General features: G+C 73.0%; 16 protein-coding genes. 6 read left to right on the forward strand and 10 right to left on the reverse strand.

Annotated elements, in window-relative coordinates; genetic code table 11:
• The first annotated feature begins 232 nt into the window (after positions 1 to 232).
• A complete protein-coding gene (locus ACFYPR_RS27925) occupies positions 233 to 1,642 on the forward strand; it encodes a hypothetical protein (protein WP_387263314.1) in 1,410 nt (469 codons plus the stop codon).
• Between the two features lie 70 nt (positions 1,643 to 1,712).
• Here ACFYPR_RS27925 and ACFYPR_RS27930 read toward each other — a convergent pair whose 3' ends face one another.
• From ACFYPR_RS27930 to ACFYPR_RS27940, 3 genes are all read right to left on the reverse strand, one after another.
• Positions 1,713 to 2,423, reverse strand: a complete 711-nt coding sequence (locus ACFYPR_RS27930; RefSeq protein WP_387263317.1) for a hypothetical protein — start codon at positions 2,421 to 2,423, stop codon at positions 1,713 to 1,715.
• 230 nt (positions 2,424 to 2,653) lie between these two features.
• Positions 2,654 to 3,763, reverse strand: coding sequence for a DUF3626 domain-containing protein (locus tag ACFYPR_RS27935; protein WP_387263320.1), 1,110 nt, complete (start codon positions 3,761 to 3,763; stop codon positions 2,654 to 2,656).
• A complete protein-coding gene (locus ACFYPR_RS27940; protein WP_355136919.1) occupies positions 3,747 to 4,208 on the reverse strand; it encodes a VOC family protein in 462 nt (153 codons plus the stop codon). Before ACFYPR_RS27940 ends, ACFYPR_RS27935 begins: the two co-directional genes overlap by 17 nt.
• A 52-nt stretch (positions 4,209 to 4,260) precedes the next feature.
• Between ACFYPR_RS27940 and tsaA the strand changes: the two genes are divergently transcribed.
• Complete coding sequence (gene tsaA, locus ACFYPR_RS27945; protein ID WP_355136917.1) at positions 4,261 to 4,689, forward strand: tRNA (N6-threonylcarbamoyladenosine(37)-N6)-methyltransferase TrmO; 429 nt, start codon at positions 4,261 to 4,263, stop codon at positions 4,687 to 4,689.
• A 7-nt stretch (positions 4,690 to 4,696) separates the two neighbouring features.
• Here the strand turns inward: tsaA and ACFYPR_RS27950 are convergent, their stop codons facing one another.
• The gene (locus ACFYPR_RS27950; RefSeq protein WP_355068319.1) at positions 4,697 to 5,326 is read right to left on the reverse strand and encodes an MBL fold metallo-hydrolase; all 630 of its coding nucleotides are present in this window, start codon (positions 5,324 to 5,326) and stop codon (positions 4,697 to 4,699) included.
• Positions 5,326 to 6,411 (reverse strand): S-(hydroxymethyl)mycothiol dehydrogenase, encoded by a 1,086-nt coding sequence (locus ACFYPR_RS27955; RefSeq protein ID WP_355136915.1) that lies wholly within the window; start codon positions 6,409 to 6,411, stop codon positions 5,326 to 5,328. The genes ACFYPR_RS27950 and ACFYPR_RS27955 overlap by 1 nt, the downstream gene beginning before the upstream one ends.
• A gap of 188 nt (positions 6,412 to 6,599) precedes the next feature.
• Here ACFYPR_RS27955 and ACFYPR_RS27960 point away from each other — a divergent pair, with 188 nt between their 5' ends.
• The 3 genes from ACFYPR_RS27960 to ACFYPR_RS27970 all read left to right on the forward strand — a co-directional run bounded on the left by ACFYPR_RS27960 (position 6,600) and on the right by ACFYPR_RS27970 (position 9,817).
• Positions 6,600 to 7,019 carry a hypothetical protein gene (locus ACFYPR_RS27960; RefSeq protein ID WP_355136913.1) on the forward strand — a complete coding sequence of 140 codons (420 nt, stop codon included), beginning with the start codon at positions 6,600 to 6,602 and terminating at the stop codon, positions 7,017 to 7,019.
• 68 nt (positions 7,020 to 7,087) lie between these two features.
• Positions 7,088 to 8,263, forward strand: a complete 1,176-nt coding sequence (locus tag ACFYPR_RS27965) for a low temperature requirement protein A (RefSeq protein ID WP_387263324.1) — start codon at positions 7,088 to 7,090, stop codon at positions 8,261 to 8,263.
• A 75-nt stretch (positions 8,264 to 8,338) separates the two neighbouring features.
• Entirely contained in the window at positions 8,339 to 9,817 is a 1,479-nt protein-coding gene (locus tag ACFYPR_RS27970; RefSeq protein ID WP_363938945.1) for a cryptochrome/photolyase family protein, read from the forward strand.
• On the opposite strand, the gene ACFYPR_RS27975 is transcribed toward ACFYPR_RS27970, so the two are convergent.
• Genes ACFYPR_RS27975 through ACFYPR_RS27995 form a run of 5 tightly spaced genes read right to left on the reverse strand, consistent with a single transcriptional unit; the run spans position 9,818 to position 13,717 of the window.
• Complete coding sequence (locus ACFYPR_RS27975) at positions 9,818 to 10,690, reverse strand: SDR family oxidoreductase (protein WP_363938943.1); 873 nt, start codon at positions 10,688 to 10,690, stop codon at positions 9,818 to 9,820. It abuts the gene before it with no gap.
• On the reverse strand, positions 10,677 to 12,167 hold the full coding sequence (locus ACFYPR_RS27980) for a flavin-containing monooxygenase (protein WP_387263327.1): 1,491 nt from the start codon (positions 12,165 to 12,167) through the stop codon (positions 10,677 to 10,679). The genes ACFYPR_RS27975 and ACFYPR_RS27980 overlap by 14 nt, the downstream gene beginning before the upstream one ends.
• Positions 12,168 to 12,226: 59 nt before the next feature.
• The gene (locus ACFYPR_RS27985; protein WP_387263330.1) at positions 12,227 to 12,766 is read right to left on the reverse strand and encodes a PH domain-containing protein; all 540 of its coding nucleotides are present in this window, start codon (positions 12,764 to 12,766) and stop codon (positions 12,227 to 12,229) included.
• A gap of 10 nt (positions 12,767 to 12,776) precedes the next feature.
• A complete protein-coding gene (locus ACFYPR_RS27990) occupies positions 12,777 to 13,238 on the reverse strand; it encodes a hypothetical protein (RefSeq protein WP_387263331.1) in 462 nt (153 codons plus the stop codon).
• Positions 13,238 to 13,717, reverse strand: coding sequence for a hypothetical protein (locus tag ACFYPR_RS27995; protein ID WP_354861306.1), 480 nt, complete (start codon positions 13,715 to 13,717; stop codon positions 13,238 to 13,240). Before ACFYPR_RS27995 ends, ACFYPR_RS27990 begins: the two co-directional genes overlap by 1 nt.
• Before the next feature lie 44 nt (positions 13,718 to 13,761).
• Between ACFYPR_RS27995 and ACFYPR_RS28000 the strand changes: the two genes are divergently transcribed.
• Positions 13,762 to 14,754 (forward strand): WYL domain-containing protein, encoded by a 993-nt coding sequence (locus ACFYPR_RS28000; RefSeq protein ID WP_363938939.1) that lies wholly within the window; start codon positions 13,762 to 13,764, stop codon positions 14,752 to 14,754.
• The last annotated feature ends 79 nt before the right edge of the window (positions 14,755 to 14,833 follow it).

Genomic DNA, 14,833 nt, shown 5'->3' on the forward strand with positions numbered 1-14,833 from the left:
CGCACGGCCAGGACACGCACCGCACGGCCAGGACACGCACCGCACGGCCAGGACACGCACCGCACGGCCAGGGCGCCAGTCCGGGCAGGCCGCACCGACCGTCTGACTGGTCGGTCAGCTCAGCCATTGACTCCGGTCGACGGCAGTCCTAGGTTCAGGGCGCTACCGGCCGGTAGGCAACCGTCCCGCCTGGTCGCCCCCGCAGGCGACATCCGTCCGATGGGGAGCATCGATGCTGTCCGTACCCGTTCGTAGGCTGCGCCGCCTGATCGCCGCCACCGCGACACTGACCCTGGCCGTCGGACTGTTCGACGCCGCACCCACCGCCGCCGCACCCACCGCCGCCGCACCCAGCACCGCAGGCGCTTCCACCGGCGGCCACGACCCCTCCGGCGACCAGCCGCTGCCCGGCTACACCTTCCAGAATCCGCCGCTGGCGCCGCTGGTGGTGGCCGGCAAGCCGACGACGGTACGCCAGGGCGTGCACCGGCACGCCGCGTACATCATCGAGGTTCCCGCCCGGTGGAACGGCGACCTGGTGGTGTGGGCGCACGGCTACCGCGGCCAGGGCACGGTGCTCTCGCCGGAGCCGCCGGCCTTCGAGTTGCGCCAGCGGCTGCTGGCCCAGGGGTACGCGTGGGCGTCGTCGTCGTACGACCGCAACGGCTTCGACATCCGCTCCGGCGTGCTGAGCACGCGGGACCTCGCCGACCACTTCGGACGGACCGTGCGCAGGCCCCACCGCACCTACCTGGCGGGGGTGTCGATGGGCGGGTACGTCATCGGGCGCTCGCTGGAGCAGTACCCCGGCTACTACGACGGGGCGCTGCCCATGTGCGGCGTGCTCGGTGACCAGACGCTGCTGGACTTCTATCTCGACTACAACCTGGTCGCGCAGGCCCTCGCCGGAGTGCCGGCCTACCCGACGCCGGCCGACTACCTGAGCAACGCGGTGCCCCGCATCCAGGTGGCGCTCGGGCTGGCGGGGCTCACGCCCACCGGGCCGGACACCACCACCGACCGGGGCAAACAGTTGCGGGCCATCACCGTGAACCGTACGGGCGGACCACGGCCCGGCGCGGAGGCGGCCTTCGCGGTCTGGAAGGACTTCCTCTTCTCCATCGCGGTGACCGACGGCGGCGACTCCCCCGCCCAGCGGCCCAGCCAGATCTCCACCAACCTGCTGACCCGCTACAGCCCGAACAGCCCCGTCGACGTCAACTCGTCGGTGCAGCGGGTGGCTCCGGAGAACATCGTGCAGCGACTCCTGCCGACTCTTACCGAGGTGCCGAAGATCGCCGGGCGGCCGAGCGCGCCCGTGGTCAGCCTGCACGACCTGGGCGACATGTTCGTGCCGTTCAGCATGGAGCAGGCGTACGCCACCGACGTGGCGCGGCACGGTCGCAGCCGGCTGGTGGTGCAGCGGGCCATCCGGGCCGCGCAGCACTGCGAGTTCAGCCCGGCCGAGGCCGGCGCCGCCTGGGACGACCTGGCGTCCTGGGTACGCACCGGCAAGCGCCCGGCCGGCGACACGGTGACCGACCCGGCGGTGGTGGCCCGACCCGACTACGGCTGCCGGTTCAGCGACCGGGCCGCGTACGCCGCCGGGGTCGGCACCCGTCGCCTGTACGCGGCCTGCTGAGGTAGCCGGACACGACGGCGCCGGCCGGCTCCCGAGAGGGGAGTCGGCCGGCGTGTGCGTGCGTGTCGTGTCACCAGAGCTGCTGGACGACGTCCGCCGCCTGCTCCTCCCACTGCGCGTACGCGTACGGGAAGGCGGAGACCTGCACGGTCTGCGCGGCGGCGGTCAGCGGCAGGTCCTGCCAACCGCCCACGTTCTTCAGCGCGCTGAAGAACGCCGTGGCGGCGTACTCCGGGTCGGTGATCTGCTCGGGCGTGCCCCAACCGGACGACGGGCGCTGCTGGAACAGGCCCTGCGAGTCGTGGTCGTTGTACGCGCCGAGGTGGCCGAGGTTGTAGAGCTTCGACTCCTGCAACGAGGTGGCGACGCCGATCACCGCGCCACGGTCGCCGACGCCGGTCTTCTTGGCGGCGTCCACGATCGCCCGGGCGTTGTCGAGCTGCGCGTCGTCGAGCGGGATGCGCGACTGGGCGCCCTCGATGCCGTGCGGGATCAACTCGTCGCGGCTCGGCTTGCCGGCCGGCGGCTTGCCGGTGGCGGAGCCGGTGGTCAGCCCGGACTCGACTGGCTGATCCTGGTGGGCCGCGGTGGCGGCCTTGCCGGTGGCGAGGTCGATGGCGGCGACAGCGCCCTGGTGCGGCCCGGTGGTGACCGGGGCGGCGGCCGCGGTCGGCGCGAGCGCCAGACCACCGAGGGCAGCCACACCCACCACGCTCAGCGCGGTCTTGCGGTACGAGTCCTTAGCGATGGCGGGGAGCCATCGAGTGAAGTCGACCTTCACGATGGTTCCTTTCGATCGTGCGGAGCGCTCCGGGGTGAACGCTCCTCGGGAGAGATGACCGCGGAAAGGTTTGGGCTCCGGCGGTACGGGGGACACAACCGGGTTGACGTGTCGGTCATTCCGGAAATGCCCGAGCCGCGGCGGCCTGCGGTCCCGGTCACTCCGACAATCGGATGGCGGGCACACCGGGCGGCGAAACGGGACGATTGACGCGGCCCGCCCGGACCGGGTCAGCCGGGGTGGGTCGTGCCGAACCGGACGAGAACGTGCCAGAGCTGCTTGAGGTGCTGCAGGGTGTCGGCGACCGGGCCCCGGTCCGCCCACCGCTGGGGTTCGGTGACCACCGAGACGGCGCCCCGACCGATCAGCTCCGCGTCCACCGGTGCGCCCGGGCGGGCGAACTCCCGGTGCAGGCGTGCCGCCAGCACCGGGATCGCGGGGCCCCGGAACTCGGCGTCGACCTCGTCGACGGCCAGCGCGAAGCCGGGGTGCCACCGCAGCGGGAAACCGTACCGCCGGGCGATCGATTCCAGCGTCGCCCCGGTCGGGGTGCCGGCGAAGGACGGGTCCACCACCAGTTCCTCGACGTCGTGCGCGAGGTCGAGAGGGCCGTGGATCTGGGCCTCCACGTAGTCGTCGAGCGCGCGCCCGACCGTGGCCTGCGTGCTCGGCGCCTCCAGCAGCGTCCGGGCCAGGGTGGCGACGTCCATCCCGGCCCGCCCGAGGCACGCGCCCGTGCCGGCCACGCCGGCCAGCAGCCCGGCGAGCACCGCCTCGAAGGCGTCGGCCGTGCCCACCACGCCCGGACCGAGGTGGCTGTCGCCGAGGCAGAAGGTCGCCCGGCCCAGCACCGCCGGACGCAGCCGCAGGTGACAGGAGCCGAAGCGGGGACAGCCGCCGTCCGCGTGGTCGAGCAGGTTCATCCCGCCGTACGTGGGTCGGTCCGCCGGCGCCACCCCGGGCGCCTGGTACGCGCCGCCGAACATCCGGTGCTCCCACCGGTCGCGGTCGCCACCGGGGTACGCGGTGAGCCCGCCGTTGGAGATGCCGGTGACGAACTGACTGCGGTACACCCCGTCCTCGGCCAGCGCGGACGCGACGTCACGCCCGTCGGCGCACCGGCGGTCGGGGTGGAAGTTGACGGTGAGCCGGCCACGCTGGGCTGCCGCGGCGAGCAGCCGTTGCGGCCGGTGGCCGAGGTCGGCGGCGACGAGGTGCCGTTCGATCGCGGCGAGCGCCGCCGGACGATCGACCACCGCCGACGACCGCACGTACGCGAGGGCAGCCGCCTGTGCCGGGGTGAGTGCGGCGCGGAGCCGTCGCTCAGACGTCGCCGTCATGTCCGGGGTCCACGGCGCGCTCCTGCGGTGCGCCCAGCTCCTCGAAGACGGTGATCTGCAGGTCCGCCGGGGCGTCCAGGCGGGAGTTCAGCGACTGCCAGGGCGTACGCGTCGGTGGGGCGATCTCGCTCGCCCCGGCGGCGACCAGCCGAGCCGTGGTCGCCCGCGCGTCGTCCACCTCGAAGGCCACCCGGATGCGCGGCGCGACCTGCCGGCCCACCTCGACGTCGTCGATCATGCGCTTCTGCACCGGGTTGGCGATCTCCAGGGTGGCCCGACCGGCGTCCAGGATCACCACCCGGGCATCGCCGTCACCGGTGAACGCCGCCTCCTCGGGCAGGCCGAGGGCGTCCCGGTAGAACGCCACCGCGGCCTCGTGGTCGGCCGCCTCCACCACGAGGCGCAGCTGACGGACGACGGGTGCGGGGTGCTGCTCGGCGGTCATGCGGCGGATCCTAACAACGCCCTAGGCTGACACCGTCCGGAAGGGAGCGACGATGGTCGAGACGTATGGCGACGACACGTACCTGTTGCGTCCGGTCGGTCGGGTGGCCTCGCCGCTGACCGACGCGGCGAGCGCGCCCCGGCAGGGCGATGAGGGCGCGCCAACGGCGTGGCTGATCTTCGACCGGCAGGTCGAGCGGGCCCTGACCGACCTGTCGGCCGGCGCGGAGCTGCTGGTGCTGACCTGGTTGGACCGCGCCCGGCGCGACGTGCTGGCCGTGCACCCGCGCGGCGACGAGGCCCGCCCGCACACCGGCGTGTTCAGCACCCGCTCCCCGCACCGACCCAACCCGATCGGCCTGCACCGGGTGCGGGTGCTGGCGGTGGACGGGCTGCGCGTCGAGGTGGCCGACCTGGAGGCCCTCGACGGCACCCCCGTCCTGGACGTCAAGCCGGTGCTCGGCCCCGCCGACGAGCGCTGAGCCGCCGTCAGTGCCCGCGCGCCAGCCACTCGGGCAGGTGCGGGGCCTCCGCGCCGATGGTGGTGTCGTCGCCGTGCCCGGTGTGCACGACCGTCTCCGCGGGCAGGGTCAGCAGCCGGGTGCGGATCGACTCGACGATGGTGCCGAAGTCGCTGTACGAGCGCCCGGTCGCGCCCGGCCCTCCCTGGAACAGGGTGTCGCCGGTGAACACCGCCCCCAGGTCCGGGGCGTAGAAGCTGCACGCGCCGGGACTGTGCCCGGGGGTGTGCAGTACCCACAGCGCGGTGCCGGCCACCTCGATGCTCTGCCCGTCCCGCAGCTCACCGTGCGGCGGCAGGTGGGGGTGGACCAGGTCCCAGAGCACCCGGTCGGCGGCGTGCAGCAGTACCGGAGCGCCGGTTGCCTCGGCCAGTTCGGGCGCCACCCGTACGTGGTCATCGTGCCCGTGGGTGGCCAGGATCGTCCGGACCCGGCGGCCGCCCACCAGCGCGAGGATCGCGGCCACGTCGTGCGGCGCGTCGAGGATGACGCACTCGTCGTCGTCGCCGATCACCCAGACGTTGTTGTCCACCTCGAACGTCTGCCCGTCGAGCGAGAACGTGCCCGAGGTGACCGCGTGGTCGACCCGGACGGCCATCAGAAAACCACAACCGAGCGGAGCACGTCGCCGTGGTGCATCCGGTCGAACGCGTTCTCGACCTGGTCCAGAGCGATCTCCTCGGTGACGAACGCGTCCAGGTCGAGACGGCCCTGCAGGTACAGCTCGGTGAGCATCGGGAAGTCCCGGCTGGGCAGGCAGTCGCCGTACCAGCTGGACTTGAGGGCGCCGCCGCGCCCGAAGACGTCCAGCAGCGGCAGCTCGATCCGCATCTGCGGGGTCGGAACGCCGACCAGCACGACCGTGCCGGCCAGGTCCCGGGCGTAGAAGGCGTGCTTCCAGGTCTCCGGTCGCCCCACCGCGTCGATCACCACGTCGGCCCCGAAACCGCCGGTGGCGGCACGGATGGCCTCGACCGGGTCGGTCTCGGAGGCGTTGACGGTGTGCGTCGCGCCGAACTGTCGGGCCCAGTCGAGCTTGCGGCTGTCGGTGTCCACCGCGATGATCGTGGTGGCGCCGGCGAGGGCCGCGCCGGCGACGGCCGCGTCCCCGACGCCGCCGCAGCCGATCACCGCTACCGAGTCGCCGCGGGTCACGTTGCCGGTGTTCATCGCCGCGCCGAGCCCGGCCATCACGCCGCAGCCGAGCAGGCCCACCGCTGCCGGCCGCGCGGCCGGGTTCACCTTCGTGCACTGACCGGCGTGCACCAGCGTCTTCTCGGCGAACGCGCCGATGCCCAGCGCCGGGGTGAGTTCGGTGCCGTCGGTGAGCGTCATCCGCTGCGCGGCGTTGTGGGTGTTGAAGCAGTACCAGGGCCGACCCCGGCGGCAGGCCCGGCAGACGCCACAGACGGCCCGCCAGTTGAGCACCACGAAATCGCCCGGGGCGACGTCGGTGACGCCCTCCCCCACCTGCTCGACGACGCCCGCCGCCTCGTGCCCGAGCAGGAACGGGTAGTCGTCGTTGATGCCACCCTCGCGGTAGTGCAGGTCGGTGTGGCAGACCCCGCAGGACTGGATCCGGACGATCGCCTCACCGGGGCCGGGGTCGGGCACCACGATGGTGGTGACCTCGACCGGTGCGCCCTTGCTGCGGGAGATGACTCCCCGGACTTCCTGGCTCACTTCGCCTCCTGCTGGTGGTCTGCGGCGGGGCCGGACGCCGGGCAGGCGGATGAACCGGGCTCGCCGGTGGGCCCCTGCCGAACCTACCGCGATCACCACGGTCGGCCCAGTCGGACGGGCGGGCGGGTTATCAGGGGTCACGCGGGGTACGCGGGCCACAATTCGGACCACGACCACCGGGAGCGACAATGAAAATCGCGCACCTGCCGCTGCGGGCCAGCATCGGCGCGTACATTCTCAACTCGGGTCTGGGCAAGCGGAACCTGGAGGGCGAGGCCGCGCAGGCCATGCACGGGATGGCGGTGGCGGCCATGCCGCAGCTCGGTCAGATGGAGCCGCCGCGGTTCGCCAAGCTGCTGTCGTACTCCGAGATCGCCCTGGGAGCCGCGCTGCTCACGCCGTTCGTCCCGGCGCCCCTGGTGGGGCTCGGCCTGACCGCGTTCGGCGCGGGCCTCGTGCAGCTGTACCTGAAGACGCCCGGGATGCGCGAGCCGGGCAGCGTACGGCCGACACAGCAGGGCGCGGGGCTGGCCAAGGACATCTGGTTGGTCGGTGCCGGCCTGACCCTGGTGCTGGAGGGGTTGACCCACGGCCGTCGGCGGGGCTGACCTGGGCGGATCGTGTCGCCGCGACCGTTATCGTGTGGGCGACCCGGCGGTCGGTCTGAGGAGCTGCGGTGACCCACAGTCGTTCGGTGCGGCCCTTCTACCGGCCGATGAGGCCCCGCCGCCGCGACGAGCCGCACCGTGCCGCCACCCCGCTGGAGCTCTTCTTCGACCTGTGTTTCGTGGTGGCCGTGGCGCAGGCGGCGACCAGCCTGCACCACGACGTAGCCGAGGACCACCTCGCCCACGCGCTGACCAGCTACCTGATGGTGTTCTTCGCGATCTGGTGGTCGTGGATGAACTTCACCTGGTTCGCCTCGGCGTACGACACCGACGACGACGTCTACCGGATCACCACGCTGGTGCAGATCACCGGGGCGTTGATCCTGGCGGCCGGGGTGCCGCGGGCGTTCGCCGACGGCAACTTCACCGTCATCACCTACGGGTACGTGGTGATGCGGCTGGCCGCCGTCACGCAGTGGATCCGGGCGGCCGCCGGCGATCCGGCGCACCGCGCGGCGGCACGCCGCTACGCGATCGGCGTGACAGTGGTGCAGCTCGGCTGGCTGCTGCGGCTGGCGCTGCCCGACGGCTGGGGCATCGCGGCGTTCGTGCTGCTGGCGCTCGCCGATCTGCTGGTGCCCGCGGTGGCCGAGCGTTCCGGGATGACGCCGTGGCACCCCGGACACATCGGCGAGCGGTACGGACTGTTCACGCTTATCGTGCTCGGCGAGGCGGTGCTGGCGATCTCGGTGGCGATCCAGACCGGGCTCGACGCGGGCGACCACGGTCTCTGGGCGCTCGCGGCGGCCGGCGCGCTCATCGTGTTCGCGCTCTGGTGGCTCTACTTCGACCGTCCGGTCGAGGCGCCGGACCGGTTGCCGTACTCGCTCATCTGGGGTTACGGCCACTATCTGATCTTCGGGGCGATCGCCGCGGTCGGGGCCGGCCTGCCCGTGGCGGTGGACCACGAGCGGCACCTCGCGCACATTTCCGGCACGACCGCCGCGTACGCGGTGGCCGTGCCGATAGCCGTCTTCCTGCTGACCGTCTGGGTGCTGCTCGTTCGCCGCCAGCAGCACGGCGCTGTGGTCGTCGCCTATCCGGTCGTCGCCCTGTTGGCGCTGCTCGCGCCCCTGGGTCCGGCCCCGGTGCAGGTGCTCGCGGTGTTGCTGGTCGCCCTCGTGACGCTGACGGTGCTGCTGCGCGGACGCGACGCCGGGCCGGCCGCGACGCGCACGGCCTGATCCCGATCTGGATCAGGCATCGACCACCCGGCCTGCCGGCGCGCGGGACGGCCCGGAAGTGGGCAGAATTGCGGCATGCTTCACCGCCGATGGTTGCTGGCCGACCAACTCGGGCCACATTTCCTCGACGACCCCGATCAACCGGTCCTGCTGGTGGAGGTCCGGGAGCTGTTTCGTCGTCGGCCGATGCACCGGCAGAAGGCGCACCTGATCCTCTCCGCCGTGCGCCACCGCGCCGCCGAGTTGGGCGACCGGGCGCTGCTGCTGCGTACCGGCACGTTCCGCGAGGCCCTGGCCCAGGTCACCGAGCCGGTGGAGGTGTGCCATCCGCACTCCCGGGCCGCGCTGGAGTTCGCCCGCTCGGTGCCCGGGTTGACCGTGCTGCCGCCGCGCGGCTTCATCACCAGCCAGGCCGACTTCGCAGCGTGGGCGGACCGCACCCGCCGGGGCCCGCTGCGGATGGCCGACTTCTACCGGCAGGCCCGTCGCTGGCACGACGTGCTGAGCGGCCCGGCCCGGGGAACCGGCGGGTCCGGTGGCACCCCGGCGCCGCGTCGGCCCCGGGCGGAGGCCCCGACCGTGCCGGCGACGCCGCCGCCTCCACCGCCGATCGTCGAGGACGACATCGACGCGCAGGTCCGCCACGATCTGGACCGGTGGGCGGCCGACGGGGTGCGGTTCGTCGGCCGCGACGGCCCCCGGCAGCACCCCGCCACGCACGCCGAGGCGCAGGCCCGGCTGGCGCACTTCCTGACGTACCGGCTGCCCGGGTTCGGCCGCTACGCCGACGTGATGAGCGCCGACGACCCGCTGTTCGCGCACTCGGCGCTCTCGTCGTCGTTCAACCTGGGGTTGCTGCACCCCGAGCCGGCCGTCCGCGCCGCCGAGCAGGCGTGGCGGTCCGGTGCCGCGCCGCGCACGGCTGTGGAGCCGTTCATCCGCGGGCTGCTCGGTTGGCGGGAGTTCCTCTGGCAGTTGTACTGGTACTACGAGCCACGGTTTCGGGGCGCGAACTGGCTGGCCGCGACCGAGCCGATGCCGCAGTGGTTCGCCGAGCTGGACGCCGACGCGGTGGAGGCGCGCTGTCTGGCCGACGTGCTCGCCGCCGTCCGGGACCGGGCGTGGACGCACCACAGCCCCCGGCTGCTGGTGCTCGGCAACTACGCGTTGCAGCGCGGCTGGCGTCCCACCGAGGTGGCGGACTGGTTCCGGCACTGCTTCGTCGACGGCACCGACTGGGTGATGAACGCGACGGTCATCGGCATGAGCCAGTACGCCGACCTGGCCAGGGTGGACACCCGCCCGTACGCGGTGGACGGCACCGACATCGACGAGATCAGCGACTACTGCGCCGGCTGCCGTTACACCCCGGAGCGGGCGCTCGGCGAGCTGGCCTGCCCGTACACCGGGGGTTTCGAGAGCTTCCTGCACCGCAACCGGGACCGGCTGGTGGCCGACCCGCGGCTCGCCGCGGAACTGGCCCGCCGCGACGAGCCGGAGCACCGCGATGCGGTGCTGGCGCAGGAGGAGAAGCGGGGCAGCAGCCCTCCGTGATCAGGTGAGGTCCGCGACCGGCGGCGCGGCCGGCACCGGGCGGGCGACGCCCCGGTTGAGGCCGACGACCAGCAGCCGGTTGTACGAGGCCGGCATGATCCGGGCCAGCAGGTCGGGCAGCTTCGCCGACCAGCCGATCAGCACCCGGCCCCGGCGCCGCTCGACGCCTCGCAGGATCACCTCGGCGGCCCGCTCCGGCGCGATGGTGAGCAGCTTCTCGAACTGGGCCCGGCCGGCGGTGTACTCCTCGATCGACACGCCGCTGCCGACCCGGGCGTTCTCGGTGATCCGGGTGCGGATCCCGCCGGGATGCACCGAGGTCACACCGATGCCGTCGTCGACGAGTTCGTGGCGCAGCGCCTCGGTGAGGCCGCGGACGGCGAACTTGCTCGCCGCGTACGCGGTCTGCCCGGCCGGCGCGATCAACCCGAACAGGCTGGAGATGTTGACCAGGTGCGCGCCCGGCTCGGCCTTGAGGGCGGGCAGCAGCGCGTGGGTCAGCTGCGCCACGGCCCGGAAGTTGATGTCGATCACCCAGCTGAACTCGTCGAACGTCACCTGGTCGAACCGGCCGCCGAGGCCGACGCCGGCGTTGTTCACCAGCAGCCGGACGCGCGGGTGCCGCTGGCCGATCTCGACCGCGACCCGGGCGGTGGCCACCGCGTCGGCGAGGTCCACCCGGAACGTGTGCACCTGCCGGTCCGGGTGCGCGGCGTGGATGGCGGCGACGACGGCGTCCAGCCGCACGGCGTCGCGGTCCAGCAGCACCAGGTCACTGCCCCGAGCGGCCAGGCCGTGCGCCAACGCGGCGCCGATGCCACTGGCCGCGCCGGTCACGACGGCCGTCGCGCCGGCGAACTCAAACCTCCGCACGATCGGTGCTCCTTCCCTGGCGGGTGCCGCGGGAGAAGCGCACACCCTCGTCGGTGAGCCGGCCGTGCCGCATCAGCAGCACGTCGCGGGCGTAGTTCTGGTGCAGCCGCCAGGGTGCCCGCGCGCCCTGTTTGGGCAGCGCGTCGACGCTGCGCAGCACGTAGCCCGAGCGCAGGTCGATGAGCGGCACCCGCTGCGCGTCGGGCGGTGGGAGCGGGGTGACGACCTGCTGGCCGGTGCGGTCCAGGTGGCGCAGCAACCGGCAGACGTAGCCGGCGACCAGGTCGGCCTTGAGGGTCCACGACGCGTTGGTGTAGCCGATGGTCAGCGCGAAGTTCGGCACGCCGGAGAGCATCATGCCCTTGTAGGCGACGGTCTTCGGCAGGTCGACGTCGACGCCGTCCACGCGCAGCGTCAGGCCACCGAGGGCGAGCAGGTTGAGCCCGGTCGCGGTCACCACGATGTCGGCGGTCAGCTCGTCGCCCGAGGCCAGCCGGACACCGTGCGCGGTGAACGTGTCGATCGTGTCGGTCACCACGGACGCCCGCCCCTGCTGCACGGCGGTGAACAGGTCACCGTCGGGCACCACGCAGAGCCGCTGGTCCCACGGGTCGTAGCGGGGCGAGAAGTGCCGCTCGACGTCGTACCCGACCGGCAGCTGGCGCTTCGCGCCGCGCCGGAGCAGCCGCTTGACCAGGCCGGGCGCGCGTCGGCTGAGCTGGAAGTTGACCGTGGACAGCAGCACGTTCTTCCACCGCACCACGGAATACGCGGCGTTCGCCGGCAGCCAGCGCCGCAACGCGCCGGCCAGCCGGTCGCGCGAGGGCAGGGCGATGACGTACGTGGGTGAGCGTTGCAGCATCGTCACGTGCGCGGCCCGCTGCGCCAGGGCCGGCACCAGGGTCACGGCGGTCGCGCCGCTGCCGATCACCACCACCCGCTGGCCGGTGTGGTCGAGGTCGTCGGGCCAGTGCTGCGGGTGCACCAGCCGCCCGGCGTACGCGTCCACGCCGGGCAGGGTGGGCGTGTAGCCCTCGTCGTAGCGGTAGTAGCCGGTGCAGGCGAACAGGAACGAGCAGGTCAGGATCACGGTCTCGGCGGTGTCGGTGCGCTGGGCGTGCACCGTCCAGCGGGCGGTGCCGCTGTCCCACTCGGCGCGCGTCACCCGGTGGGAGAAGCGGATGTGGCGCTGCACGTCGTACTCCCGGGCGGTCTCCCGCACGTACTCCCGGATGGCCGCGCCGTCGGCGATGGCCGTGGCGTCGGTCCACGGCCGGAACGAGTAGCCGAGGGTGAACATGTCCGAGTCGGACCGGATGCCGGGGTAGCGGAACAGGTCCCAGGTGCCACCGACCGCGTCGCGTGCCTCCAGCACCGCGTACGTCTTGTCGGGGCAGTCGCGGCGCAGATGGCAGGCGGCGCCGATGCCGGACAGGCCGGCGCCGATGATGAGCACGTCGACGTGGTCGGAGGGCATCGCGTTCCTCCCGTCCGGGGCGGTGGACGGACACTAACACCGTCCCGGACACCTGGCACCTAACGCGAGACCGACGCCGAGCCGCCGCGCTGACCGTAGCGGTGGGCGGCCCGCTCGGCGTCGAGCCGGGCGAGCATCCGCGCGAAGTCGTCGGCGGAGAGCACCGGGCCGTTGTTCTTGCGCAGGCTCGCCGTCCTGGAACGCCGCTGCACCGCCGACTCGAACGCCCCGTCGGTCGTCAGCACCCAGCAGGCGTCGCGCCCGGTGGGCCCGCCGAGGAGCAGCGCGGGACGCGCCTCGAAGCCGGTCACCTCCGACCACCGCACCGTCCGCGTGCGGAACACGTGCCGCAGCCGTACGCCCTCGTCGTTGACGTAGATCCCGGCCAGGTACATCCGGAGGACGAAGGTCAGGCACAGTCCGAGGAACAGCAACGCGCCGGTCAGGCCGAGGGCCGCCGATGCGTCGATTCTGCCCTCGGCGGGTCCACGGCTGGCGGCGACCACCACGGCGACGGCCATCGTCGACCCGACCAGCAGCATGAGTCCGGTGACCGCCTGCGCCGCGCCCCAGGGGTTGATCCGCCGCCATCTCCGCATGGCCCGCAGGCTAGTCGGTGGACGCTCGCGTGGATTCCATGATCCAGTTCGTCTCCCAGGTGCGTTCGCCGTCGACCGAGAACGCCTGCTCCCAGCGGGCCGTGGTCGCGGTGATCCCCGACCAGATGAACCGGCACCGGACCGGCCGACCCTCGTCCTGGTCGTCGGCGTAGAAGCGGCCCACCCCGTCGACGAAACGCCCCACCATCGGCGGCTGCTCCAGCTCCCCGCGACCGCTGTTCATCCAGTAGATCGACCACTGCTCGCTCGCCCGGTCGAAGATCCTGATCGTGGCGCCGGAGAAACCCTTGGTCGGAAAGGTGATCTCGTCGAAGTTGCCGCCGCCGCCGAAGAAGCTGTGGGCGACCGACACCCCGGGAAACTCGTCCCACTCGTCGCAGCCGGTCAGCCGCTCGCGCAGCCTTCGGTTGACCACGTTCCAGGTGCCCACGTAGAAGTCGAAGTCGCCCATCAGCGGCCCACCGGCCCTTCCGCTCGCGTGTCATCCAGATAGCCGGTCAGGTCGGGAGCCTCCGGCACCAGCATGTGCCGGACCCAGGCGGCCCGCTCGTGCTCCAGCACCGCCAGCTCCCACACGCAGCCCACCCCGGGCCGGCGCAGGTCGACGAAGTGGGTCGGGTCGTCGTCCGGGCAGTCCAGCGCGGGCTGGCCGGCCACGGCGATGCGGGCCTCCACCACGTTGTCCCACACCCAGGTGTACGCCAGCAGGTAGGCGCCGGTGTCCGCGCCCCGGTGCAGCACCACCCAGCCGGCAGCCGGTGTGCCGTCGGACGGGACGTCGGCCAGCAGCGCGGGCAGCAGGTCGTACGCCGCCTTGCACACCTCCGGCTCGATCGGCCGCTCCGGCTGGTCGATGTGGTAGCGCTTGAGCTGCCGACCGTCCACCAGGACCGGCGCCAGCGTTCGTAGATCCTTGTCGCGAAAAGCCATGCCGGGACGGTAGGACGGCTCCCCTGACAGCTAGTGTCAGTGAAGTGCGGGCCAGTCGACTTCTCTCCGTCCTGCTGCTGCTCCAGTCGCACGGTCGGCTGACCGCCGCGCAGCTCGCCGAGCGGCTGTCGGTCTCCCCGCGCACCATCTACCGGGATGTGGAGTCGCTGCACGCCGCCGGCATCCCGCTCTACGGCGAGGCCGGGCACGCCGGCGGCTACCAGCTGGTCGACGGCTGGCGGACCCGGCTGACCGGCCTGACCGGCGAGGAGGCCGACCGGCTGTTCCTGGCCGGGCTGCCCGGCCCCGCCGACGAGCTCGGCTACGGCGACGTGGTGGCCGCCCTGCAACTCAAGCTGCACGCCGCCCTGCCGGCACCCCTGCGCGACCGGGCCACCCAGCTCCAGCAACGCTTCCACCTGGACACACCCGGTTGGTACGCCGACGGCGACGCCTCCCCCGAGCTGGCCCGCACGGCCGAGGCCGTCTGGCGGCAGCAGCGCGTCGAGGTGCGCTACCGCGGCTGGCGTGGCGAGGTGACCCGGGTGCTGGAGCCGTACGGCCTGGTGCTCAAGGGCGGCCGGTGGTACGTGGTGGCCACGCGACCGGGCCGCGCCGAGCCGGCGACCTACCGGGTCAACCAGATCCTCGCGCTGACCCCGTTGGCGCAGGAGTTCGACCGACCGGCCGACTTCGACCTGCCGGCCTGGTGGCGGGAGCACGTGCTGCGGTTCCGGGCCCGGCTGCACCGCGACGAGGCCACCGTACGGCTGTCCCCCGCCGGCCGGGAACGGCTGCGGGAGATCGGCAGCGACCCGGTGGTGTCCGCGGTGGACGCCAGCGCAGGGCCACCCGACGTGCACGGCTGGGTGACCGCCGTCCTGCCGATCGAGTCGCTCACCCACGCCCACGGTGACCTGCTGCGCCTCGGCGCCGACGTGGAGGTGCTCACCCCGCTCGCGCTCCGCGACCGCCTGGCCGCCACCGCCGCCGGGCTGGCCGCCCTCTACGCCCCCTCCGGCCCGCCGACCCGGTAGCCGCCGCCCCTTCCACAGTGGAAGATCGGCGGGACATCGACTGTCGGCAGGGTGTGCCACCCTGGGACGGGCACCAGCG

The sequence above is a fragment of the Micromonospora sp. NPDC005254 genome, from assembly GCF_042872525.1.
Classification (GTDB): Bacteria; Actinomycetota; Actinomycetes; order Mycobacteriales; family Micromonosporaceae; genus Micromonospora.

Bases quoted from the DNA above. Each gene is read 5' to 3' on its own strand.
- ACFYPR_RS27960 (WP_355136913.1), top strand. From the start codon at position 6,600: ATGAAAATCGCGCACCTGCCGCTGCGGGCCAGCATCGGCGCGTACATT.
- ACFYPR_RS27970 (WP_363938945.1), top strand. From the start codon at position 8,339: ATGCTTCACCGCCGATGGTTGCTGGCCGACCAACTCGGGCCACATTTC.
- ACFYPR_RS27950 (WP_355068319.1), bottom strand. From the start codon at position 5,326: ATGGCCGTCCGGGTCGACCACGCGGTCACCTCGGGCACGTTCTCGCTC.
- tsaA (WP_355136917.1), top strand. From the start codon at position 4,261: ATGGTCGAGACGTATGGCGACGACACGTACCTGTTGCGTCCGGTCGGT.
- ACFYPR_RS27985 (WP_387263330.1), bottom strand. From the start codon at position 12,766: ATGCGGAGATGGCGGCGGATCAACCCCTGGGGCGCGGCGCAGGCGGTC.
- ACFYPR_RS27995 (WP_354861306.1), bottom strand. From the start codon at position 13,717: ATGGCTTTTCGCGACAAGGATCTACGAACGCTGGCGCCGGTCCTGGTG.
- ACFYPR_RS27940 (WP_355136919.1), bottom strand. From the start codon at position 4,208: ATGACCGCCGAGCAGCACCCCGCACCCGTCGTCCGTCAGCTGCGCCTC.
- ACFYPR_RS27925 (WP_387263314.1), top strand. From the start codon at position 233: ATGCTGTCCGTACCCGTTCGTAGGCTGCGCCGCCTGATCGCCGCCACC.
- ACFYPR_RS27935 (WP_387263320.1), bottom strand. From the start codon at position 3,763: ATGACGGCGACGTCTGAGCGACGGCTCCGCGCCGCACTCACCCCGGCA.
- ACFYPR_RS27990 (WP_387263331.1), bottom strand. From the start codon at position 13,238: ATGGGCGACTTCGACTTCTACGTGGGCACCTGGAACGTGGTCAACCGA.
- ACFYPR_RS27980 (WP_387263327.1), bottom strand. From the start codon at position 12,167: ATGCCCTCCGACCACGTCGACGTGCTCATCATCGGCGCCGGCCTGTCC.